The 24,262-nt window shown below is 65.9% G+C and carries 18 protein-coding genes and 1 CRISPR repeat array (1 of these 19 only partly in view); of the genes, 13 read left to right on the forward strand and 5 right to left on the reverse strand.

Translation table 11 applies throughout. From position 1 onward, the window contains the following. Positions 1-2,979: a CRISPR direct-repeat array (repeat unit 33 nt; unit sequence GTCGCCCCTCTCACGAGGGGCGTGGATTGAAAT); it begins 323 nt to the left of the window's first position. Between the two features lie 406 nt (positions 2,980-3,385). After that, on the reverse strand, positions 3,386-5,668 hold the full coding sequence (locus BSTEL_RS11325; protein ID WP_156963133.1) for an SCO7613 C-terminal domain-containing membrane protein: 2,283 nt from the start codon (positions 5,666-5,668) through the stop codon (positions 3,386-3,388). A 139-nt stretch (positions 5,669-5,807) separates the two neighbouring features. Here BSTEL_RS11325 and BSTEL_RS02580 point away from each other — a divergent pair, with 139 nt between their 5' ends. From BSTEL_RS02580 to BSTEL_RS02590, 3 genes are all read left to right on the forward strand, one after another. After that, a complete protein-coding gene (locus BSTEL_RS02580) occupies positions 5,808-7,610 on the forward strand; it encodes a proline--tRNA ligase (RefSeq protein WP_034526786.1) in 1,803 nt (600 codons plus the stop codon). Positions 7,611-7,788: 178 nt separating this feature from the next. After that, positions 7,789-8,658, forward strand: a complete 870-nt coding sequence (locus tag BSTEL_RS02585) for an aldo/keto reductase (protein ID WP_034526787.1) — start codon at positions 7,789-7,791, stop codon at positions 8,656-8,658. Next, positions 8,655-9,413 carry an HNH endonuclease family protein gene (locus BSTEL_RS02590; RefSeq protein ID WP_034526788.1) on the forward strand — a complete coding sequence of 253 codons (759 nt, stop codon included), beginning with the start codon at positions 8,655-8,657 and terminating at the stop codon, positions 9,411-9,413. Before BSTEL_RS02585 ends, BSTEL_RS02590 begins: the two co-directional genes overlap by 4 nt. A 29-nt stretch (positions 9,414-9,442) precedes the next feature. On the opposite strand, the gene BSTEL_RS02595 is transcribed toward BSTEL_RS02590, so the two are convergent. Next, positions 9,443-10,816, reverse strand: coding sequence for an ATP-binding protein (locus BSTEL_RS02595; protein WP_034526789.1), 1,374 nt, complete (start codon positions 10,814-10,816; stop codon positions 9,443-9,445). Between the two features lie 497 nt (positions 10,817-11,313). Between BSTEL_RS02595 and BSTEL_RS02600 the strand changes: the two genes are divergently transcribed. The 3 genes from BSTEL_RS02600 (at position 11,314) to BSTEL_RS02610 (ending at position 14,954) form a co-directional block, all read left to right on the forward strand. Then, a complete protein-coding gene (locus BSTEL_RS02600; protein WP_051922795.1) occupies positions 11,314-12,570 on the forward strand; it encodes an Nramp family divalent metal transporter in 1,257 nt (418 codons plus the stop codon). Between the two features lie 184 nt (positions 12,571-12,754). After that, entirely contained in the window at positions 12,755-14,143 is a 1,389-nt protein-coding gene (gene glmM / locus BSTEL_RS02605) for a phosphoglucosamine mutase (RefSeq protein WP_034526791.1), read from the forward strand. Between the two features lie 157 nt (positions 14,144-14,300). Next, entirely contained in the window at positions 14,301-14,954 is a 654-nt protein-coding gene (locus tag BSTEL_RS02610; RefSeq protein ID WP_034526792.1) for a peptide deformylase, read from the forward strand. Between the two features lie 14 nt (positions 14,955-14,968). On the opposite strand, the gene BSTEL_RS02615 is transcribed toward BSTEL_RS02610, so the two are convergent. Further along, complete coding sequence (locus tag BSTEL_RS02615) at positions 14,969-16,237, reverse strand: hypothetical protein (RefSeq protein WP_156963135.1); 1,269 nt, start codon at positions 16,235-16,237, stop codon at positions 14,969-14,971. Positions 16,238-16,475: 238 nt separating this feature from the next. Between BSTEL_RS02615 and BSTEL_RS02620 the strand changes: the two genes are divergently transcribed. The 5 genes from BSTEL_RS02620 (at position 16,476) to BSTEL_RS02640 (ending at position 21,950) form a co-directional block, all read left to right on the forward strand. Further along, positions 16,476-18,197, forward strand: a complete 1,722-nt coding sequence (locus tag BSTEL_RS02620) for an ABC transporter substrate-binding protein (protein WP_034526795.1) — start codon at positions 16,476-16,478, stop codon at positions 18,195-18,197. A gap of 7 nt (positions 18,198-18,204) precedes the next feature. Then, a complete protein-coding gene (locus tag BSTEL_RS02625; protein ID WP_034526798.1) occupies positions 18,205-19,170 on the forward strand; it encodes an ABC transporter permease in 966 nt (321 codons plus the stop codon). Between the two features lie 173 nt (positions 19,171-19,343). After that, positions 19,344-20,222, forward strand: coding sequence for an ABC transporter permease (locus BSTEL_RS02630; RefSeq protein ID WP_051922796.1), 879 nt, complete (start codon positions 19,344-19,346; stop codon positions 20,220-20,222). Then, positions 20,212-21,072: an ATP-binding cassette domain-containing protein gene (locus tag BSTEL_RS02635; protein ID WP_051922789.1), complete on the forward strand. Its 861-nt coding sequence runs from the start codon at positions 20,212-20,214 to the stop codon at positions 21,070-21,072. Before BSTEL_RS02630 ends, BSTEL_RS02635 begins: the two co-directional genes overlap by 11 nt. Positions 21,073-21,140: 68 nt before the next feature. After that, positions 21,141-21,950, forward strand: coding sequence for an ABC transporter ATP-binding protein (locus BSTEL_RS02640; protein ID WP_034526887.1), 810 nt, complete (start codon positions 21,141-21,143; stop codon positions 21,948-21,950). Positions 21,951-21,991: 41 nt separating this feature from the next. On the opposite strand, the gene BSTEL_RS02645 is transcribed toward BSTEL_RS02640, so the two are convergent. Continuing rightward, the gene (locus BSTEL_RS02645; protein ID WP_034526802.1) at positions 21,992-22,303 is read right to left on the reverse strand and encodes a type II toxin-antitoxin system RelE/ParE family toxin; all 312 of its coding nucleotides are present in this window, start codon (positions 22,301-22,303) and stop codon (positions 21,992-21,994) included. Continuing rightward, positions 22,296-22,616 (reverse strand): type II toxin-antitoxin system Phd/YefM family antitoxin, encoded by a 321-nt coding sequence (locus BSTEL_RS02650; protein ID WP_420796387.1) that lies wholly within the window; start codon positions 22,614-22,616, stop codon positions 22,296-22,298. The genes BSTEL_RS02645 and BSTEL_RS02650 overlap by 8 nt, the downstream gene beginning before the upstream one ends. A 290-nt stretch (positions 22,617-22,906) precedes the next feature. Between BSTEL_RS02650 and BSTEL_RS02655 the strand changes: the two genes are divergently transcribed. Together BSTEL_RS02655 and BSTEL_RS02660 are read left to right on the forward strand one after the other, a co-directional pair. After that, complete coding sequence (locus tag BSTEL_RS02655; RefSeq protein ID WP_034526804.1) at positions 22,907-23,275, forward strand: GntR family transcriptional regulator; 369 nt, start codon at positions 22,907-22,909, stop codon at positions 23,273-23,275. Then, complete coding sequence (locus BSTEL_RS02660) at positions 23,272-24,231, forward strand: ATP-binding cassette domain-containing protein (protein ID WP_051922790.1); 960 nt, start codon at positions 23,272-23,274, stop codon at positions 24,229-24,231. Before BSTEL_RS02655 ends, BSTEL_RS02660 begins: the two co-directional genes overlap by 4 nt. The last annotated feature ends 31 nt before the right edge of the window (positions 24,232-24,262 follow it).

A 24,262-nucleotide genomic window follows, 5' to 3' on the forward strand; every position in this document is an offset into this window, starting at 1 on the left:
CGTCGCCGCCGAGTCGCCCCTCTCACGAGGGGCGTGGATTGAAATTGGACCGCTGCCGTGCCGGCGACATCCCGAAACGGTCGCCCCTCTCACGAGGGGCGTGGATTGAAATCAGCATGCCGCGCTGCCGGCCACCGGCATGACGCGTCGCCCCTCTCACGAGGGGCGTGGATTGAAATAAGGCCATGGCACAGGGCATCGAGACCGCTCTAGGTCGCCCCTCTCACGAGGGGCGTGGATTGAAATTTGGACTGTTCCGCTCTGAAAAGGGGGATCGTTGTCGCCCCTCTCACGAGGGGCGTGGATTGAAATCGGCGTCTCCACGTCGATGTCGTCCACGAGGTCAGTCGCCCCTCTCACGAGGGGCGTGGATTGAAATTCGTCCGCGTAGTTGCACAGGTGTTCGAGGATCTGTCGCCCCTCTCACGAGGGGCGTGGATTGAAATGAGAAGATCGCGAGATGGTCGGGGGCGTGGCAAGTCGCCCCTCTCACGAGGGGCGTGGATTGAAATTCGAACAACACCCCACGGAAAAGGAGAACCAACAGTCGCCCCTCTCACGAGGGGCGTGGATTGAAATCAGCAGGCCCGGACGACCCCGAATCAGGGCTACGTCGCCCCTCTCACGAGGGGCGTGGATTGAAATATGAAATGAGTGATTATGATACGTTGCGCGACGGGTCGCCCCTCTCACGAGGGGCGTGGATTGAAATGGAGACAGCGCGTCGAAAATGCTCGAATGGTCGGGTCGCCCCTCTCACGAGGGGCGTGGATTGAAATGTGCAGATGAAGGCCGAGGACAAGGCGCAGGAAGGTCGCCCCTCTCACGAGGGGCGTGGATTGAAATGAGAAATGGGCCGAACAGGTCACGGCCATCACCAGTCGCCCCTCTCACGAGGGGCGTGGATTGAAATACCCCGTCGAATCAGGGCGAACGTCAGGCGTTGGTCGCCCCTCTCACGAGGGGCGTGGATTGAAATTTAGTAATGACGGTGATCTCGTTGGTCTTGGTGGTCGCCCCTCTCACGAGGGGCGTGGATTGAAATGTTCGCGACCGCGAAGGGACCCGACGGCAAGTCGTCGCCCCTCTCACGAGGGGCGTGGATTGAAATTCCACGGCCCATTGCTTGACGGCTTCGATGGGGGTCGCCCCTCTCACGAGGGGCGTGGATTGAAATACCACGGACACGCTCGCCGCCGCGACCGCCACGAGTCGCCCCTCTCACGAAGGGCGTGGATTGAAATACCCGCGTCCGAGATATTGTTCAAGGTCGCCGAGCGTCGCCCCTCTCACGAGGGGCGTGGATTGAAATCAGCAACGTCCGTCAGTACGGGCAACGGTGTTGGGTCGCCCCTCTCACGAGGGGCGTGGATTGAAATCAGCATGCCGCGCTGCCGGCCACCGGCATGACGCGTCGCCCCTCTCACGAGGGGCGTGGATTGAAATGTTCGGGACACGTTCACCGGCGAACTGTACGCACGGTCGCCCCTCTCACGAGGGGCGTGGATTGAAATGTGGTCGGGCTTCTGCCGTTTCACGGCCATGAACGTCGCCCCTCTCACGAGGGGCGTGGATTGAAATATCGATTACGGGTTGCCGTTGGATGATGACCCCGGTCGCCCCTCTCACGAGGGGCGTGGATTGAAATAATGCCCTCGTTGGGTGAGAACATCGACGCGCAGTCGCCCCTCTCACGAGGGGCGTGGATTGAAATCGTAACGCGTTGCCGTTGCGGCAGCGGACGGGGAGTCGCCCCTCTCACGAGGGGCGTGGATTGAAATTCCATCGACATCGACGGCGGGGAAATCAGGGTGAGTCGCCCCTCTCACGAGGGGCGTGGATTGAAATCACCGGTTCCCGCCGACGCTGGAAGACATCGCCGGTCGCCCCTCTCACGAGGGGCGTGGATTGAAATCAGGAAGCCGGTGCCGCTGGTCACTTGGGGCTTGTCGCCCCTCTCACGAGGGGCGTGGATTGAAATATCGACCTGTTACGCCAGGGCACCGCGTCACATGTCGCCCCTCTCACGAGGGGCGTGGATTGAAATCTCGCGGCCGCGTGGCCGTGTGCTGCCGGCCGCGGTCGCCCCTCTCACGAGGGGCGTGGATTGAAATTCTATCGGGCGTGTATACGCGTATACGCGTATAGTCGCCCCTCTCACGAGGGGCGTGGATTGAAATCCTATACCGAGTATGAGTATCGGGACAATCCGACGTCGCCCCTCTCACGAGGGGCGTGGATTGAAATTCCGGGAGCTGTGACATGAAAAGGCATCTTGGTTGTCGCCCCTCTCACGAGGGGCGTGGATTGAAATCTCACGGACAAGTGGACCGAGTTCACGGCATGGAGTCGCCCCTCTCACGAGGGGCGTGGATTGAAATCGGTATTGGTTGTCGTCCCATTGGTCGGCGTGCTGTCGCCCCTCTCACGAGGGGCGTGGATTGAAATACCTGTATTGGGCGCGGTGGAACGGCTCGGACAAGGTCGCCCCTCTCACGAGGGGCGTGGATTGAAATTCTGAAATCTCCGATCATCCTATCGTGGAATTCCGTCGCCCCTCTCACGAGGGGCGTGGATTGAAATGACAAGATGGCGAAGATCACGCGCAGCGGCGACGTCGCCCCTCTCACGAGGGGCGTGGATTGAAATGAGCAGCTGCCGCGCCCCGCGACCCCGCCCATAGTCGCCCTTCTCACGAGGGGCGTGGATTGAAATTCCTTGTACTTGGGATAATGCTTTTTCGATGGGTCGCCCCTCTCACGAGGGGCGTGGATTGAAATCTGTCGTCCAGTCTATCGCAATGCGTCCGCGAGGTCGCCCCTCTCACGAGGGGCGTGGATTGAAATGACTGGGAGCATGCCGGTGCGTTGGCGGCGCTCGTCGCCCCTCTCACGAGGGGCGTGGATTGAAATTAAGGGGCGGTGCGTACGTGCATAACGCGGCGAGGTCGTCCTTCTCGAGAGGGGCGTGGATTGGAATCAGCCGAGGAAAGTCATCTGGCCGGCCGCGTTGGTTGCTCCCTTTCACGAGGGGCGTGGACTGGGTCGGTCAACGGCCCTGCACGTTTTCATGTCCTTTTGGAGTCCTTGTGGTAGGGGCGCCGACGATTCAGACCAGTCGGTCTCGTCGACTGCGGGACCGCCCAACTGGCTTGGAGCGAGTGTCCAATCGGACACCGACCTGCTATTGGCTGTGTCCCACTATGGGACGTCGCTCGGGTTGTTCGATTAGGTTGTTCGACCGGACTTGTTCGGCACGAGTCGAGCAAGTCCGGTCGAATAGGCAAACCCGAGCCCGTCGCCCGGTCGCTCCAGCCTCCGGCGAAACCACATCGCCGCCGCATCCGCTACCGCAACTACTGCAACTACCGCATGGTGGCTCCGACTCACCGCAGCTGGCCGATGCGGGTGGCCAGCGTGCGCATCGTCTTCAGGCTCGCCTCGTAGCGGGCGGCGGCCACGATGAGGATCACGCCGCCGATGAGCAGCCACACCCACCAGAACTGTCGCGAGAACACGGCCAGCCACGGCCACAACACGGTGACCAGATGCGCCACGAGCACCACCGTGCCGTAGATGAGCGGCGCCTGAAGCCCACGAACCGCACCCCACAGCAGCACCGCCAAAGCGATGCCGAACAGGATGAGCGCCCGCGGGAACGACAACGGCGAAGTCCAGCTCACCAACAACGACGGCACCATGAGCAGGGTGAGTCCCGGCCATAGAGCCGTCCAACTGCGCACGCGCGGCCACGCCATCATCCACCGGACGCCGGCGGCCAACGCCACCGCGCCGACCGCGCCGCAGATAAGATCGGCCGGCGCATACGGCCGCGGCGCAATCAGCGTGTCGAAGAACAGGAACACGGTCGCCAACACGGTGAACGATGTGATGATCACGCCGACGAAATCCACGCCCCGCGCCTTCGTCACCATCACGACCTGCGGTTGCAACGTCGTCGGCTGTGCAACCGCAGGTTGCGTCATCAGCGGCTGCTGCATCGGGTGTGGTGCCGACGGATACGGCGTCGTCGGATACGGCGAATTCGCGTACGCAGGCGGGTACGGCGACGGCGGATACTGTGCCGCCGGATATTGCGTCGCCGGAGACGGATCCGGATACAACGCCGGTCGGGGCGCCGCCGCTTGCTGTGGTACCGGTTGCTGCGATACCGGTTGTGGTGCCACGGCGTATGGTCCCTCCGGATACGGCCCTTCCGGATACGGTCCCATCAGAGGCGGCGTCATCGCATACGGTCCCGTCGGACGCGCCGCGGTGTCGCGTCTCACCCGTTCGGGCTTGCGCGTCGGCGCGGTCGCACGCATCCACGCGAAGGCCGTCGCGGCGAGCAGTCCCACGAACGCGGCCATCGACGTCACGAGCGGCGGAATCCCCTCACGTCCGAATTCCCCGCACACCATGATGAGCAGCACCATCGAACCGTTCAACGCCGCCGCCACCCGTTCCGCCGGACTCACGACCGGCCTGCCGCCGTCCTTCCCCGCGGTCGCGTCTTTCCCAGCCGCTTCCGCCTCAAGTGCATCCCCCTCCCGCGGCCCCGGCAGCACGCATGCGGCGATCGCCGCCGCGGCGGCCACGAGGACCGCCGGCAGATACGCCCACATGCGTCGGGTCTCCAAGTCCATCGATGTCGGCAGCATACGCAGAATCAGCGTGGTCGAGATCGACAGCACCCAGATGATCGCGCTGACCGGCACGAACCGCAGTCCGGTCGGCATCGGCCGTCCGGTGCGCGTCATCGTGCGCACATAGGTGACGGCGAGCACACCCGCCCACGCGGCGACCACGACGGGCAGCAGCGCCGTCGTCGTCCACAGGTCGTGCCCGTAGTCGACGGTCGTGATGAACGCGACCGACGCGAGGACGAGCGCCACCGTGGCGACGACGAGTGCGGCGATGCGTTCGAAATCCGGCGCTCGACGGCGTGCGTCCGTGGACGGCAACGCCGCGAGCAGGACCGCCGTGATGCCCGCGAGCGTGCTTTCGACGGTGAACCGTTGCGCATGGTCCGGAAGCGGCAGCGCATACGCCATCAGCATGACGGCGACCGGCATCGCGAACACGGCGTACAGCGAATACGCGCGCAACGGCGGCAATCCGCCGGGCAATGGGATGCGCCGCAGTCCGAGACCCGCGCCCGCGACGGCGAACAGCAGCGCACCGGCGGCGAGCGACGCGAGCTCGCCGGAGACGCGCGGCCCGCCGATCGTGGAGATGAGGATCGCGCCGATGGCGAGCGCGATGAGTCCCGCCCACGCGAGTCCCTCCGCGGTGACGCGCAGCCGCGGCGTGAGCACGACGGCCACGACGACGGCGACCGCGCCGACCACGATCACGCATGCGGCGCGGCCCACGTCGCCGAGCAGTCCGTAGGCGAACCATGCGAACGCGAACACGGCGATGACGACGAGTATGACGCCGAGCACGAGCAGCAGCGTCTGGATGGTGGACCGGCGCGGCGGCTGCGCGGGTGCGTCCGGTCGGGCGGATGGCTGCGGTTGTGATGGTGCCGGTGGCGTCGGTGATTGGGGGAATCCCGGTGCCGCTGGTGGCTGCGGTGACTGCTGTGGTTGCGGCGTCGTCGGCGATTGCGCGGATGGCGGCGCTTGTGCTGGTTGTGCTGGTTGCGGTGATTGCTGTTGCGTCATTGCTTGTCCCCTTCGTATATCCCCCTCCATTCTCCCACGTGGCTGACGAAATTCCAAGATTCGTCACCTGTCGCCGTGGGGCGGCCCGGAAGCCGCCGGCGGCAGGGGGAGAACCGCGGTTAGTGCTATCGTGGAGCGCATGACTTCCAATACCCTTCGTATGTCTACTTTGTTCCTGCGCACGCTGCGCGAGGACCCCGCCGACGCCGACGTTGATTCGGCGAAGCTGCTGCAGCGCGCCGGCTACATCCGCAAGGCCGCGCCCGGCATCTGGACCTGGCTGCCGCTGGGCCTCAAGGTCCTCAACAAGATCGAGGAGATCATCCGCGAGGAGATGGCCGGCATCGGCGCCCAGGAGGTGCACTTCCCGGCCCTGCTGCCGCGCGAACCGTATGAGGCCACCCACCGTTGGGAGGAGTACGGCGACAACATCTTCCGTCTCAAGGACCGTCACAAGGCCGACTACCTGTTGGCCCCGACCCACGAGGAGATGTTCACCCTCCTCGTCAAGGACATGTACTCGTCCTACAAGGATCTGCCGGTCACGCTCTACCAGATTCAGACCAAGTACCGCGACGAGTTCCGTCCGCGCGCGGGCCTGATTCGCGGCCGCGAGTTCATCATGAAGGATGCCTACTCGTTCAGCATCGACGAGGAGGGCCTGAAGAAGGCGTACTACGACGAGCGCGGCGCCTACGAGCGCGTCTTCCAGCGTCTCGACCTGAAGTACGTGCCGGTGTTCGCGATGTCCGGCCCGATGGGCGGCTCCGCGTCCGAGGAGTTCCTCGCGCCGATGCCGATCGGCGAGGACACGTTCGCGCTCGCCCCGTCCGGCAAGGCGTGGAACGTGGAGGCGCTGCACACGCCCGAACTGCCCGAGATCGACGCGTCCGACACCCCGGCCGCGCACAAGGAGGCCACGCCGGACGCGAAGACCATCGACAAGATGATCGGACGCGCCAACGCCGACCATCCGCGCGCCGACGGCCGCGAATGGTCCGCCTCCGACATCCTCAAGAACGTGGCGATCACCATCAAGCACCCCGAGGACGAGGAGCACGACGAGCCGTGGCGCGAAGTCGTCGTCGTCGGCGTGCCCGGCGACCGCACGGTCGACATGAAGCGTCTCGAAGCGCAGTTCGCGCCCGCCGAGATCGAGGAGGCCACCGAGGACGATCTCAAGAAGCACCCGGAGCTGGTGCTCGGCTACATCGGACCGATGGTGCTCGGCCCGCAGGCCGAGAAGGCCGGCGTCGAGAACCCGTGCCGCTACTTCGTGGACGCCCACGTGGTCAAGGGCTCCGCCTGGTTCACCGGCGCCGACGAGCATGAGGTCGACTACTACGATCTCGTCTACGGCCGTGACTTCGAGGCCGACGGCACCGTCGAGGCCGTCGAGGTCCGCCACGGCGACATGAGCCCGGACGGCTCCGGCCCGCTGAGCTTCGAGCGCGGCGTCGAGATCGGCCAGGTCTTCCAGCTCGGTCTCAAGTATTCGAAGGCCCTGGGCCTCAAGGTCCTCGACCAGAACGGCAAGGCCGTCCCCGTGTGGATGGGCTGCTACGGCATCGGCGTCTCCCGCGTGCTCGCCTGCATCGCCGAGACGCATCACGACGAGCGCGGCCTCGCCTGGCCGAAGGTCTGCGCCCCCGCCCAGGTGCACGTGGTCGCCACCGGCAAGAACGCCGAGGCGTTCGACGGCGCGGAGAAGCTGGTCGAAGAGCTCGAGGCGAACGGCGTCGAGGTCATCTACGACGACCGCAAGAAGGTCTCCCCGGGCGTCAAGTTCAAGGACGCCGAGCTCATCGGCGTGCCCGTCATCGCCGTGGTCGGCCGCGACTTCGTCAACGACGGCACCATCGAGATCCGCGACCGCGACGGCGAGAACAAGGTGGTCGTCCCGGCCGCCGACGCCGTCAAGGAGCTGCTCGAGCGCCTGTAAGCCGCGATCGTCGCGATTCATCGCAATCGCCGTGACGCCGATCACGTGACGTCGATCACGTGACAGCAATCCGCCAAGTGCCGTGGCCCGCCTCCCGCGGGCCACGGCACTTGTGGTAACGGCGGTAACGGCGACGATGGCACCTATGATGAGGAAGACGGATAAGGAGACAACCATCATGACGAACACCCCCGCGAAGACCTTCCACACGCCCCTCGTCACCCTGAACGACGGGCATCTCATCCCGCAGATCGGCCTCGGCGTGCTGCGCATCGACGACGAAGGCGTCGTGCCCGTCGTCGAAAGCGCGCTCGAAGCCGGCTACCGCCACATCGACGGCGCCGCCGGCTACAACAACGAGGCGGGCGTGGGCCGCGCGCTCGCCGCCACCGGCTACAACACGGGCGAGCAGCGCAAGAGTCTGTGGCTCACCACCAAGCTGCGCGACTCCCAGCAGGGCTACGATTCCGCGCTCAAGGCGTTCGACGACTCCCTCGCCAAGCTCCAGGTCGACTACGTGGACATGTACATGATCCACTGGCCCACGCCGTTCGACTGGCGCAGCGGCGAGACGTGGAAGGCGTTCACGAAGCTGCGCGAGGAGGGCCGCGTCAAGACGCTCGGCGTGTGCAACTTCCTGCCCGAGCACCTGGAGAGGCTGCACGAGGAGACCGGCGAATGGCCGGCCATCGACCAGATCGAACTGCACCCCACGTGGCAGCAGCGCGAGGTCGTCGCCTTCTGCAAGGCGCACGGCATCGCCGTCGAAGCGTATTCGCCGATGGCCCGCGGCGCCGACCTCAATGCCGGCGACGGCACGATCGAGCGCATCGCCGCGGCGCACGGCGTCACGCCCGCTCAGGTGATCCTGCGCTGGCATATCGAGAACGGCACGATCATCATCCCCAAGTCCGTGCACGCGGACCGTCAGCGCCAGAACCTCGACCTGTTCGGTTTCGTGCTCGAACCGGCCGAACACGCCGCGATCGACGCGCTCGACGGTCCCACCCGCGCCGGTCACGACCCCCTCACCTTCACCTACGCGTGAGCCGTCGTCATCATTCGCGTTTCCGTCGTCGCCGCTTCAGCGCGGAACGGCTCGTCGAGCGTCTGCTGATCCTCGTCATCCTCGCGGCGCTCGCCGGCGCGGTGGTCGGTCTCGGATTGCCGGAGATCAGTCCGACCGTCGCGAAGATCACCGGCGAGCGGGCGGCGACCGGACAGGCCGCCGACGTGCTCGCCACGCTCGCCGTCGACGACGATCCGAACGCGTCCGGCTACAGCCGTGACGCGTTCGGCTACCGTGAGACCGACGATGACGGCGACGGCTGCGACATCCGCGAGGACATCCTCGCCCGCGACCTGAAGGATGTCACGTTCAAGGGCGCGACCGGCCGGTACGCGTGCACGGTCGCGTCCGGCACGCTCGACGACCCGTACACCGGCAGGACGATCCGGTTCACGCGCGGCGCGACCACGTCCGCCGCCGTGCAGATCGACCACGTGGTCGCGTTGGAGAACGCGTGGCAGTCGGGCGCGCGCGGCTGGGACACGGCGAAACGATACCGCTACGGCAACGACCCGTACAATCTGCTCGCGGTCGACGGCCCCGCCAATCAGGAGAAGGGATCCGCGTCCGCCGCATACTGGCTGCCGACGAACGGCGCCTACCGATGCGACTACGTGGCGCGGCAGATCGGCGTCAAATCGAAATACGGTCTCACCGTCACGTCGGCCGAAAAGGACGCGATGCTCGCCGTCCTCCACGCCTGCCCCGGCCAGACGGTCCCCGCCGACCAGTGAGACGGCGCCGGCGATCCGATGCCGATGATTCAGCGCTCCGGATCGTCCAGCAGCGGCGCGCGCCCCGCATCGTATTCGCGCAGCAGCCGACGCAGCAGGAACGTGGTGAAATACGGCGCGGTGAACACGTGTTCGCTGCTGCCGATGTTGCCGGCATGCAGTTTGACGCCGAACCGGATCTCCGGGTACGAGTCCGAGGCGATGAGCGTGCGCATCGACTTCGCCGTGCCCTTGCGCGCCTTCACTTCGACCGGCACCAGCCATTCGTGGGTGCGTACGAAGAAGTCCTGTTCCAGCGTGGAATCCTCCTTCTTGTAGTAGTAGAGTCCATAGCCGGATTTATGTAATGCCTCGGCGGCGATGCTCTCATACAACGCGCCCTTGTAGACGCCGAGGTTGCGGTTGGCGCGAAGATCGTCGCTCGCCTCGTCGTCCAGCATGGCGACGAACAGGCCGGTGTCTCCGAAATAGAGCTTGAACTTGTTCTCGTCGTAGTTGCCTTTGAGCGGCAGCTCCGGGTAGGACAGGCAGCGGCAGACGTTCACCATGCCGGACGACTCCAGCCATTCGACGCATCCGCGATAGTCCCTGAACCGGGCGCCGCGCGCCACCTTGCTGATCTGGAACTTCTTGTTCTCCTTGGCAAGCTGCACGGGGATGTGGTTGAACACGTTGAGGATGCGCGCCTGGTCGAGCCCCTCGACGTACTTGCGGATGTCCTCCTGATAGTCGACGATGAGCTGCCGTTGCATCCGCAGCGTGCCTTCGAAGGTCCCGGTGCGGATGGACGAGGCGACGACCGCGGGCATGCCGCCGAGCACGCAGTAGTCGAGGAACAGCGAGGAGAAGGTGCTCATCTCCACCTGGCTGAACGGCCGAGCCTCGCACAGGTGGGCGAGCATCCCGTCCGCGGTGTCCTCGCCGTATCCGCGCGCCCACAGGTATTCCTCGAAATCCATCGAATACATCTCGTAGTCGGTCTTGTAGCCGACGCTGTTGCTTTCGATCCGCCGATACCCGATGCCGAGCATCGAACCGCTGCAGATCACGTCGAATCGCCCGTCGATCGCGAAGAACTTGAGCGTGGTCGCGATATCCGGATGCGCTTGGATCTCGTCGAAGAACAGGAGCGTCTCGCCGGGGAGGAACCGTTTCGACGGATCGATGAGGGAGATGCTGCGGACGACGGCGTCCGCGCCGTAGCCGTCCGCCGTGATCGCGCGGTATTTCGGTTCCTCCACGAAGTTGATCTCCACGACGTTCGCGTAGTGGGCGCGCGCGAAACGACGGATCGTCTCGGTCTTGCCGACCTGGCGCGGTCCCTTGACGATGAGGGGAAGCCGGTGCGGGTCCGATTTCCATGCTCCGAGGAAGTCGTCCGCATGGCGTTTGAGATAGGTCATGCTCCTCACCTTTCACGAATCGTTGCCATATGGCCGATTGTACACTTTCATGAGGGAGATTATCGTGGTGAAGCACATTTCCTGAGTGACTTCTGTGATTATTCCACGATTATATGAGGGAGATTCCATAAGTTTGACACATTGTATGAGGGAGATGGGGTTGTGCGCGGGGCGGCGGGTTGCGTCGCGCAATATGGGTGCGCTATACCGGTGTGCGGTAATCGCGAGGGGGAGTGCGGCAAGTGCAGGATACCGGTATTGAGGATAATGCGGCGCGCAAGGCGTTGAACGATGATCGCGTCGTGGACGGCGCGAAGGCGACGAACGATCCGACCGTCGCGAACGCGCGACGGCAGGGACGCGGCTACGGACGCGGGCACGCGGTGCGCGCCGCGGCCGCCGCATCCGCCGGCAAAGGCTACGGACGCCGGCACAGCGTCGACAAGCACCGCGACTACGTGAAGGCCGGCGGGCCGGAACGCGTCGAATCGGAGCTGGTGAAGGAACGCCAGCGCGCACGTCACGAGGCGGGCGTCGTTCGCCACGGCCATTCGCTGGCGAGCATCCTGGGACCTGCGTTCGTGGCTGCCGTCGCCTACGTCGATCCGGGCAACGTGGCCGCGAACGTGACCTCCGGCGCCCGCTACGGGTACATGCTCATGTGGGTGCTGGTCGTCGCGAACGCGATGAGCGTGCTCATCCAATACCAGTCCGCGAAGCTCGGCATCGTCACCGGGCGTTCGCTGCCCGAACTGCTCGGCTCGCGCATGAGCGACGCCGGGCGCTTCATGTTCTTCATGCAGGCGGAGGTGATCGCCATCGCCACCGATCTGGCGGAGCTGATCGGCGGCGCGATCGCGCTGAACCTGCTGTTCGGCCTGCCGCTGTTCGCGGGAGGCGTGGTGATCGGCATCGTCTCCACCGTGCTGCTCATGTTCGAGGGCGGGCGCACGCACCGCCTGTTCGAGAAGATGGTGATCGCACTGCTGCTGGTCATCACGTTCGGGTTCATCGCGGGACTGTTCATCGCGCCTCCCGCGCCGGCCGACGTGCTCGGCGGCCTGGTCCCGCGGTTCTCGAACCGTGATTCCGTGCTGATGGCCGCCTCGATGCTCGGCGCGACCGTCATGCCGCACGCGATCTACCTACATTCGACACTGGTCAACGACCATTACGCGGGCGGCGAGGAACGCCCCACCACGCGCGAGCTGCTGCACGGCTCGAAGATCGACGTGTTCTGGGCGCTCGTGCTCGCCGGCACCGTGAACCTCGCGCTGCTCATCCTCGCCGCGAACTCGCTGTACGGCATGAAGGGCACCGATTCGATCAGCGGCGCGCAGCATGCGATCGTGAGCGTGCTCGGCCCGGTGATCGGCACGATCTTCTCGATCGGCCTGCTCGCCTCGTCGCTGAGCTCCACGTCGGTCGGCACCTACGCGGGTTCGGAGATCATGCACGGATTGCTGCGCATCAAGGCGCCGATGTGGGCATGCCGCGTGGTCACGCTCGTGCCGGGCCTGATCGTGCTGTGGTTCGCTCCGAACCCCACCGAGGCGCTGGTCATCGGCCAGGTGATCCTCTCAATCGGCATCCCGTTCGCGATCATTCCGCTGCTGCGCTACACACACGACAGGAAGCTCATGGGCAAGTACGTGGACGGTCCGATCAAACATGCGATCTTCATCGCCGTGGCCGCGCTGATCGTCGCGCTCAACGTGCTGCTCATCGTGCTCACGCTGCTGGGCATCGCCTAGCCGATACGTCCCGGCTCCGAATGTGGCCGATTTGGGCGGCAATCGGACGAACCGGGTGATTTGCCGGCGCGCGCCGATTACCATGGGGCAGGGTAACGGGGCGCGCCCGCGCATGTCCGTCCTGCGGCGTGCGCCGCGCGACGCCCCGAGGATGTCCGGATATTCGAATGAAGGATGCAGAACAATGCCGAAGATGTTTGGAACCGATGGTGTCCGCGGACTGGCGAACCGCGATCTGACCGCGCGCCTCGCGCTCGACCTGGGCGACGCCGCCGTGCGCGTGCTGGGCAAGGCGGGCCAGAAGGACGAGAACCAGCCGGAGGGACGCCGCCGCGCGCTCGTCGGCCGTGACACGCGCGTGTCCGGCGACTTCCTCGCCTCCGCGCTGTCCGCCGGCATGGCGGCCGGCGGCTTCGACGTGATCGACGCGGGCATCATCCCGACGCCGGGCGTCGCGTTCCTCACCTCCGTGCTCAACGTGGAGATGGGCGCCGTGATCTCCGCCTCCCACAACCCGATGCCCGACAACGGCATCAAGTTCTTCGCACGCGGCGGCTTCAAGCTGCCCGACGCGAAGGAGGACGAGATCGAGGCGGTGCTCGGCCAGGACTGGGATCGCCCGACCGGCGCCGGCGTGGGCCGCGTCAGCCACGACACGGTGACCGCCACCAACCTGTACATTGACCATCTGGTCTCCTCGATCGCCCCGCTCAACCCGGACAAGACGCAGCCGAAGCCGCTGCGTGGCCTCAAGATCGTGGCGGACTGCGCGAACGGCGCCACCTCCGTCGTCGCCCCCGAGGCGCTGCGCCGCGCCGGCGCCGACGTGATCGTCATCAACGCCTCCCCGGACGGCTACAACATCAACAAGCATGCCGGCTCCACCCATCCGGAGCAGCTGCAGGCCATGGTCAAGGCCACCGACGCGGTCATGGGCGTCGCGTTCGACGGCGACGCCGACCGCTGCCTCGCCGTGGACGAGGACGGCAACATGGTCAACGGCGACCAGATCATGGGCATCCTCGCGCGCGCCAAGAAGGAGGCCGGCAAGCTCGCCGACAACACGCTCGTCGTCACCGTGATGAGCAACCTCGGCCTGAAGCTCGCTCTGAAGGACATGGGCATCAAGACCGTGCAGACCGCCGTCGGCGACCGCTACGTGCTTGAGGAGATGCTGCGCGGCGGCTACACGCTGGGCGGCGAACAGTCCGGCCACGTCATCAACCGCGAGTTCGCGACCACCGGCGACGGCACGCTGACCGCCCTCACCCTGTGCAACGAGGTCGTCCGCTCCGGCAAGAGCCTCAAGGAGCTGGCCGCCGACTTCCCGCAGCTGCCGCAGACGCTCGTCAACGTGCCGAACGTCGACAAGATGGCCGCCACCACCAACGCCAAGGTGCAGGCCGCCGTCGAGAAGGAGACGAAGCTGCTCGGCGAGACCGGCCGCGTGCTGCTGCGCCCCTCCGGCACCGAGCCGCTCGTGCGCGTCATGGCCGAGGCCGCCACGCAGGAGCAGGCCGACGAGGTGTGCGACCGCCTCGCCAAGGTCGTCGCCGAGGAACTCGCCCTGTAGCCATCCGATGATCATGCCGCGCTGCCCCTTGGCTCCCGCTGGCGGGAGCTGGCAGCCGCAGGCTGACTGAGGGTGGTTCGGGGCCAGGAGACCGGACCACCCTCGGTCTCACTTCGTTCGACGGCTCCCGCCAGCGGGAGCGGCAAAGGACAGATACATGTTCGGCAAGAACACGAAGGTCGACCTCGCGCTCAACCGCGACGTCGAGAAACTCATCAAATCCGGCGGCAAGGAGGGTATCCTGCCGATCGTCGAAGCCGGCGAACCGGTGCTGCGCGTCCAATGCGCCGCCTACACGGGTCAGCTGTCCAAGCGCACGCTCGCCAAGCTCATCGACGTGATGCGCACGACGATGCTCGAAGCCCCCGGCGTGGGACTCGCCGGCCCCCAGATCGGCCTCGGTCTCGCGCTCGCCGTCGTCGAGGACCATGTGCGCGACGACGAGGACGATCCGCGCGAGATCGCCGAATTCCCGTTCCACGCGATCATCAACCCGAAGTACACGCCGGTGGGGGAGAAGACCGCCAGCTTCTACGAGGGCTGCCTGAGCTTCGAAGGCTATCAGGCGGTGCGCCGCCGCTGGCTCGACATCGAGGCCGAATGGGACGACGAGGACGGCGCCCACCACAAGGAGCGGCTGCACGGCTGGCCGGCGCGCATCTTCCAACATGAGACCGACCATCTGAGCGGCGAACTCTACATCGACCGGGCGGAGATCCGGTCCCTCACCACCACGGAGAACCTCGAGGACTTCTGGTGCGAGGATCCGGTGCCCACCGCGGCCGCCGAGGAGCTCGGCTTCGAACTGTAGCGGTGATCGGGCGGTCAGCCCGTGCACTGCTTGTTGTGCACATGCTCGGCCGCCTGGTCGCTCGCATCCGACATCGTGTACTCCGGGAAGTCCTGCGTATTGCGTTGCAGGTTCTCCCGGTTCCCCCCGAGATACTTGAGCGCGTAGCTGTTCGCCAGCGCCTCGCCGTTCACGCCGACCGGCGGGCGGGTCGTGCCGCACTGCCGGTAGACGAGCGCATGGCCCATCTCATGCTTGATCACGTCCGCATAATACGGGGTCGTGATGTTGGACGAGTAGCCCGCGTGCGCCTGGTTCACGTAGATCACGCTCGGGTTCGCCGCGCAGAACGCGGCCATCGTGTACTCGTCGCTGCCGGTGCGCGAACAATACTGGTAGATCTGCTGGAAATCGTAGTTGGCGGACAGTCCGGCCGCCTTGACGATGCTCTCTCCCACGCCCAGATACGTGCCGTCCGCGCCGGCCGTGACCGGCACCGCGCGGATCGCGTTCTCCACGTCGGCGATCGTCTGCTCCGGCGGGGCTCCGCCGTCCGACTCGTAGACCGAGCCGTCGGAACGTTTGATGCGGATCGTGATGCCGAAGTCCTCGTGCGCGTTGAGCTTGCGTTCCAGCTCCTTCACCTCGCCCGACTTCGTCTCGTAGATGTCGTCGAGCTCGTCCACGCTCGTGGTGATCTCGCAGCCGAACCGCAGCGCCGACTTGCGGTCCGTGAGGATGATCATGAAATCATGGACGTAGTCGGCGGACTCCTGCGTGGCGGGCAGGTTCAGATCGTCGAAGATCGTGCCCGCCTCGATCTTCTGCTCGTACTTGTCGTACGTGTCGTTCACGAGCTGCGTGTACGAGGCGTACTGCTTCGAAGCGGAGCAGGGGACGATGTCCTTGCCGTCGTCCGGCAGGCTTCCGCCGTCGCTGTCGCCAGTCGAACCTCCCGAACTGCCCGAACCGCCCGAGGAACCGCCGGAATCCCCCGAACTCCCGTAGCCGTTCTCGACGGCGCTCGTCAGATCACGCCGGACCGCGTTCACCTTCCACGCGATGCCGGCGAACACGAGACCGATCGCGAGCACCACCACCACGACCACGGAGATCGCGACCACGGCGACCGTCGTGCCGTTGCTTTTGCGTGGAGGGCGGCGCGGCGGCATCGGACCGCCCCCATACGGATACTGCGGTCCGCCCGGATACCCCGGGCCACCGGAATACTGCGGATACCATCCGCCCGGTTGCTGCGGATATTGCGGTGACGGATACTGCGGCGGCGGATATGGCTGGCTCATGTCGGTCCCCTTCTTGCCGTGTCCTCGTTGAACGATGCGGCTTCCTCCAGCATACCGCCGTATCCGCGCAAACGCCATCGCCGCATGCATGGCGGGTGCCCGGGTGGTCTATAGTGGGACGCGGTGATCGACCCGCACGGGCGGTCAACCGACGATTCACATCACGATTCACGCGCGTGGATTCGCGGGGGCGCAAGCATGCCCGCATCCGCGTGCGCCCACGACAAGGGAGCATTGCATGTCCCAGCATGACGGTGTGCACGGCGAAGCCGGCGCAACCAGCGACGATACGACGAAAGACGACGCGGCGAACGGCGTCACGGCACAAGACGGCACGACGAACGGCATCACTGCCGGCGCGGCCAGCACCGACGCGAGCCTCGAAGGCCGCGCGAAATCATCGAAACGACAGGGCGGCGGCAAGTCGAAGGCATGGCTGTGGTCGCTGATCGCCGTCATCGTCGTCGCGGCGCTCGTCGTCGGCGTCAACGCGTTCTTCACGAACAAGCAGGATGGTGCGGACGGCACCGGCGGCGCGTCCGCGGCGAAGACGGCGGACACCGTCGCCATCGGGCTGAAACTCGCCCCCGTGAACCTTGACATCCGTCACCAGTCCGGTTCCGCGCTCGAACAGATCCTCATCGGCAACGTGTACGAAAGCCTCGTCTCCCGCGGCTCCGACAACAAAGTGCATCCCGGCCTCGCGAAAAGCTGGGACGTGTCCAAGGACGGACTCACCTACACGTTCCACCTCAACGACCACATGAACTTCTCCAACGGCGACACGCTCGACGCCGAGGACGTGGCCTGGTCCATCAACGAGCTCAAGGCGCGGAAATACTACAACTACGACCAGGTCGCCAACCTCGACAAGGCCGAGGCCGTCGACGCGCACACGGTGAAGCTCACGCTCTCCGCTCCCGACTCGAACATGCTGTGGTACCTGACCGGCCGCCCAGGCCTCGTCTACGACAAGGACGCGACCTGGGACGAGAAGACCGGCGCGCTCGGCTCCGGCCCATACACGGTCGAATCCTTCGACCCGAGCGACAAGATCGTGTTCAAAGCCAACCCGAAGTATTGGGGCACCGCGCATAAGGCGAAGACCGAGAACGTGATCATCCGGTTCCTACCCGACGACAACGCCGGCATCAACGCCCTCAAGAGCGGCGACGTGCAGGTGCTCTCGCCGATCACCGCCACCCTCGCCGGGCCGTTCCGCGACAACCCTGAGTACGTGGTCAAGGCGGGTGACGGCTCCGACAAGTTCGTGCTCGCGTTCAACATGACCGACGCCAAGCTCAAGGACAAGCGCGTGCGTCAGGCCATCCGTTACGCCATCGACCACAAGCAGCTCATCGCCTCGCGCGGCGGCGTCGACGCGAAGCTCGGCGGCCCGATCCCCAAGGTCGACCCCGGCTACGAGGACCTGTCCGGTGTCTACCCGCACGATGAGGCCAAGGCCAAGAAGCTCATGAAGGAGGCCGGCTACAGCGAGGACCATCCGCTCGAGATCACTCTCACCTACGCGAACGTGTACGGCAGCGAACTCGGCGAACAGCTGCAAAGCCAGCTGGCACCCATCGGCATCGACCTGCACGTCAATCTCGTGGAGTTCTCCACCTGGCTGCAGGACGTGCACACCAACGGCGACTACGAGCTCTCCCTCGTCGACCACGCCGAAAGCCACGACTTCTACAAGTGGGCCACCCCCAGCTACTACTACCATTACGACAACAAGCAGGTGCAGGACCTGTACGCGAAGGCGCTCGCCGCCACCACGGACGAGGAAGCCTCCGACTATCTCGCGAAGGCCGCGAAGATCGTCTCCGAAGACGCCCCCGCCGACTGGCTGTTCAGCTGGCGCGTCACCATCGCCTACGCGAAGGGCGTCCACGGCTTCCCGCAGAACCTCAGCCAGACCGTGCTGCCCCTGTGGCAGATCACCTACGAGAAGTGAGTCATCGATGCGATTCGTGATACGGCGGTTGCTGCTGTTCGCCGCGGCGCTGTTCGGCATCTCCGTGCTCGTGTTCGCCGCGCTGCGCATCCTGCCGGGCGACGTGGCCGTCGTCATGGCCGGCACCAACGCGACCGCCTCGCGCGTGGCCGAACTGCGCACCGAATTCGGCCTCGACCGGCCGTACCCCATCCAATACCTCGACTGGGCGGGCGGACTGCTGCACGGCGATCTCGGCATGTCCGCGCTGACCGGCCGCGCGGTCGCCGCGCAGGTCGGCAGGCGCGCCGCGATCACGTTCCCGCTCATCGTCATGAGTCTCGTCGTCGCGCTCGCCGTCGGCCTGCCGCTCGGCTGCGCCGCCGTCATCACACGTAACCCGCGCCTGCGTGGATTCTTCCACGTGCTCGCCATCGCGGGCGGCGCCGTGCCCGCCCTGTGGAGCGGCCTGCTCCTGCTTCTGCTGTTCGGCCAGGGCGTGGGACTGCTGGGTGTACTGCCCTCGCAGGGATTCCCCGCCGACGGTTGGGCGGGCGCGCCCGGACGTGCGTTCGCCTCGCTCATCCTGCCCGCGTTCGCCACCGGATTCGTCGCGGCCGCCGGCATCATGCGCTACACACGCGCCGCCCTGGAGGACATCGCCGCGGAAGGCGGTCCGGTCGACATGGCGATGGCGTGCGGCATGACGCGCACACAGGCGCTGCTGCGTGTCGGACTCCGTCTCGCCACCCCGCAGCTCGTCTCCGTCGTCGGATTGACGTTCGCCTCGATGATCACCGGCGTGATGGTCATCGAGAACCTGTTCGCCCTGCCAGGGCTCGGCGCGCTGCTCGTCGGCGACGTCGGCAACCGCGACCTCGTCGCCGTGCAGAGCGAACTGTTCCTGCTGGCCGCGTTCTTCCTGACGCTCGGCCTCATCGTCGACCTGGCGCACCGCGCGCTCGACCCGCGTCTCGCGGCGGAGGAGGAATGATGGACATGCGTGGGATTGCCGCCGTTGACCACCCCCAGTCGGCTCCGCCGACAGCCCCCGCCAGCGGGGACGAGAATAATCCGCCGGCCGTGGGGAATTGCCTCCCGCTGGCGGGAGGTGGCGCGCAGCGCCGGAGGGTGGTCTCACGGCGCATCGCCGTGACCATGCGCACCATGTGGTCGCACGGTGCCGGACGCTACGCGCTCGTCGCGCTCGGAATCTGGTTGCTCGTCGCGTTCGTCTCCCTGTTCTGGACGCCGAGGCCGCTGCTGGAGACCGACGGCTACCACGTGTGGGCCGTGCCGTCGTCCGCGCACTGGCTCGGCACCGACGGCACCGGCGCCGACGTGCTGAGCTGGCTCATGGCCGGTTCACGCACGAACCTCGCCATCGCCGCGCTCACCGTCGTCTGCTCGGGCGCGCTGGGACTGCTGCTCGTCGGGCTCATGGTCTCCAGGTCGCACGCGCTCGCCTCCGTGTCCGTCGCCGTCGTCGACGCGCTCATCTCCATCCCCACCGTGCTCATCGCGCTCCTGCTCGCCGTGCCGTTCGGCGCATCCGCCGCGGTCGTCGTCGGCGCATGCTCGATCGCCTACGGGCTGAACCTCGCCCGCGTCGCCCGTCCCGCCGCCCTGCTCGCCGCACGCTCGCAATACGTCGAATCGGCGCGCTCGAACGGCATGTGCGGATTCGACGTGCTTGTGAGGCACATCGTGCCGAACATCACGCCGGTGCTCGCCGTGCAGCTGTCCATGTCCGCCGGAACGTCCGTGCTCGCCGAGGCGGGACTCACGTATCTTGGCGTGGGCGTCGGCGCGGGCGTGCCCAGTTGGGGACATTCGCTCGCCACATCGGTCAAACTCATCAACGTGTTCCCGCTGACCGTCCTGTGGCCGGGACTCGTCGTCACGCTCGTCGTCGTCGCGTTGAACCTGTTCGGCGACGCGTTGCGCGACGCGGCCGACCCGGTCGCGAATCCCGCGTTGCGTGCGATGGTCGCGACGACGGTTCCGCATGACGCAGGTCGAGAGGAGGCTTCCGATGGCCGTTGACATCCATGATCTGCACGTCGCGCTCGGCGCGAGGGAGATTGTGCACGGCGTGGACCTGCATATCGGCGATGGGGAGCGCGTCGGCCTTATCGGGTCGTCCGGCTCCGGCAAGTCGATGATCGCGAAGTCGCTGCTGGGACTGCTGCCGCGCGAGGCGGCGTTGTCCGGCGCGATCACGATGGGTGATGCGGCGATCCTCACGTCGGGCGGTGCTGCGTCCGTCTACGCGGACGAGCGCACGCTCGCCGACCTGCGCGGGCGATACGTGGGCGTCATGTTCCAGAACCCGACGCGCGCGCTCAACCCCGTGATGACCGTCGCGCAGATCATCGGACTGCCGCTCTACCTGCACTACGATCTGACGCTCGCCGAACGCGTGGACCGCATCAAGGCGATGCTCGACAAGGTCGGCCTGCCGCAGGATGCGCTGCTCAAACGGCCGCACGAGCTGTCGGGCGGACAGCGGCAGCGCGTCGGCATCGCAGCGGCGCTCGTCACGTCGCCACGACTCATCATCGCCGACGAGCCGACCACCGCGCTCGACTCGATCACGCAACGCCAGATCGTCGACCTGCTCGTCTCGCTCGTCGACGACGCGGGCGCGTCCATGCTGTTCATCACCCATGATTTCGCCGTGCTGCAACGCGCCACCACGCGGTGCTATGTGCTCGATGCGGGACGCATCGTCGAATCCGGATCGACCGCCGACCTGCTTGATGCGCCCGGAGCCGCGCCGACCCGTGAACTCGTCGCCGCCGCACGCGCGCTCACGCTGCGCTCCGACGCATCCGGTCGCATCTCCGGTGGGGGAGAGCTGGCGGCGCAACCGACCGAGGGGGTACAACGATGACCGAACCGATCCAATCCCAGTCGTTGCTCGCCGCCCGTCACATCGACGCGTCGTTCGCCACGCGTGACATGCACACCGGACTGCGCGGTCTGACGCGGCTGTTCGCGCGACCCGCGCGCCGCCAGGTGCTGTTCGACGTGTCCGCCGAGGTGAGTGCGGGGGAGTGCCTCGCCGTGATCGGCGCCTCCGGTTCGGGCAAGACCACGCTGACGCGCATCATGCTGGGGCTCGGCACCACCGATTCCGGTGAGATTGCGTACCGGGGTGAGCTGGTCTCGCATGGCTCCGCCGGCATGCGCGCCCTGCGCGCCGAATCGTCGATCGTGTTCCAGGATCCGTACGGCTCGCTCGACCCACGGTGGACGGTGGAACGTTCCGTGTCGGAACCGTTGTGGCTGCGCCGGCGCGCGCTCGGCTACGCATTCGACGAGGTGGGGGCGAAGACCGTGCAGGCGTTGGCGCGCGTCGGCCTCGACCCGCGCGAATTTTTAGGTCGGTATCCGTGCGACCTGTCCGGTGGGCAGGCTCAGCGCGTCGCCATCGCACGCGCCATCGTCAACGAGCCGAAGGTGATTCTCGCCGACGAGCCGATGAGCGCCATCGACGTGGCCGCCCGCGTGCGGATCTTGGAGACGCTGCAGTCGATCGTGCACGGTTCGGATGAGAAGACGAGTGGTGCCGGTGCCCTGGGTGATGCCCCGGGCGAGCGTCCGGCGCTGATTGTCGTCTCGCACGATCTGGGCGTCGTCCAGCACATCGCCGACCGCATCCTCGTACTGCACGACGGCTGCGTCGAGGAGACCGGCACCACTGCGCAGGTGCTGGGGTCGCCGCGGTCCGACTACACGCGCCGTCTCATCGAGGCCGCCTCGCTGTAGCGCCTCACCGTGGCGTTCCGCAGCGGTGAAGCTACGTGCCGTCACCGCAGTTGATGGTTCAGGTCGCGCTTGGCGTAGACGACTCTGGCGACCGTGACGGTGGACGCTGCTTCGTCGACCCAGTAGAACACCGCGTAGTTGCCGACCATGATGCGGCGGTATTCATGTCGCAAAGAGCGTATCGGGACGTAGGCGGGGTGGGAATACGGGTATTCGGACAGTCCCTCGATGGCGGCGTTCAGGCCGACTGCGAGGGACTGTGCCGCATTCGGGCTGTGCAATGTGCGGGCTATATAGGACACCGCCTCATTCATATCGCCCAATGCCCGCGGAAGAATCTCCACCTCATACATGCGCCGCCCCATCGATTGCGGCGCGCATGGATGCCAGCGCCTCTTTCGGGCTGAATCGTTTGCCTGTCGTCTCGGCCTCGCGCTCGCCTTCAAGCAGCATGTCGTACACGTGGCTGTCGAATTGGAGATTCTCATACGCCTCCATACTGAGCACCACCATGTCGCCGAATCCGTTTTTCGTCAGGAACACCGGTTGGCCGGTCTCGTGCACGGTGCGGCTGACATCCGCGAAATTGTTGCGTAGGTCGGATACAGGGCGAATCATCTGATTGGGCATGGGAACCACCTCCATGCCATATTTTAGCGTAATCATGCTCAATTGCTCCTTTGCTGAGGCAGGTGGGCGGCGGCACTGCGCCTTGGCGGTCGTAGGCTCCCTCGTTCGTCAATGCGATATTTATATTGATATGCAATGTAATACTGATAAATATATCATAAATACCGTCTTGCGGCAGGCGTGTCGTGCTGTGGGGGTGTTTCCATAGAGGACTTGACGTTTTGGCGGGTTGGTTATATGGTTAGTTACACAAGTAACTAACCGACTAACTAACGAGGTTGCTTGTATCGGATCATTCATTCGACCGTAAGGAGGTGCGCCATACCGTGAGATTCGATTTTTCAGGGACCACGCCGTTGTTCCGGCAGGTGGCCGAACAGCTGGGCGAGGCGATCGTCTCCGGGGCCTTCGCCGAAGGCGAGCAGGTGCCCAGCACCACGGAGATCTCCACCACGTACAAAATCAACCCGGCCACCGTGCTCAAAGGCATGAACCTGCTCGTCGACCAGGGGCTGCTGGAGAAGCGCCGCGGACTCGGCATGTTCGTCACCGCCGGGGCCAGACGCAAGGCCGGCGACGCCAAACGCGACGAATTCCTCACCACGCACGTCGGCGCGTTCATCGCCGAAGCGAAACGACTCGGCATCGGCGCCGACGAACTCAAGGACATCATCGACAAGGGGTACCGATCATGAGCCTCATCATCAACGACCTGACCAAAACCTTCCACAAGGCGTCCGCGCCGGCCCTCGACCACGTGAACCTCACGCTCGAACCGGGCATCCACGGCCTGTTCGGCCGCAACGGCGCCGGCAAAAGCACGCTGCTCGCCACCATCGCCAACCGGCTCCTGCCCACGTCCGGCGACGTCGAACTCGACGGCGAGAACGTGCGTGACAACGAGCACGCGCAGGCGCGCATCCATCTCGTCAACGAGACGCTGCCGTTCCTGTTCGGCATGCGCGTCTCATCGTTCCTCAAGCGCGAAGGCCGCTACTGCGGCGGCATCGACGGCGAGGCGGCCGCGCGCATGCTCGCCGCGTTCGGCATCAAGGAGAACGCCTCATACGGCGGTCTCTCACTCGGCCAGCGCCAGATCGTGCGCCTCGTCGCCGGACTGTGCCTGCCCGTCGACGTGCTGCTGCTCGACGAGCCGGTCAACGGGCTCGACGCGGCGAACCGCGAGCGCTTCTACCGTCTCCTCATCGAATCGTTCGCCGAACGCCCGCGCGTCATCGTCGTCTCCACGCACATCATCGACGAGGTCGCGCAGGTCGTCGAACGCGCCGTCATCCTCGACCGCGGCCGCGTCGTCGATGCGTTCGACGCCGGCGACGTCGCCTCCCGCGCCACCGTGCTCGTCGGCGACGAGGCGCGCGTGAACGCGTTCGTCCACGCGGAAGGACTGCAGCCGGTCGCGGTCGAACGCATGGGCAGGCTTGCCACCGTCACCGTGCGCGGCCACGTGGACGAACGCGACGTGCCCGACGGCATCGCCGTCAGCGGCCTCGGCCTGCAGGACTACTTCATCCGTGTCACTGGCGACGGCGGCACGGCGGGGAAGGCTTCGGGTGCCGGTGATACGGGAAACGCCGCCGGGGATGCCGCCACGGCCGGTTCGACTGTGATGGGAGGCGATCGCGATGCGTAACGGACACCCTCCGAACGGGATTCAATCCCGC

It is taken from the genome of Bifidobacterium stellenboschense (genome assembly GCF_000741785.1).
GTDB classification, from domain to species: Bacteria; Actinomycetota; Actinomycetes; order Actinomycetales; family Bifidobacteriaceae; genus Bifidobacterium; species Bifidobacterium stellenboschense.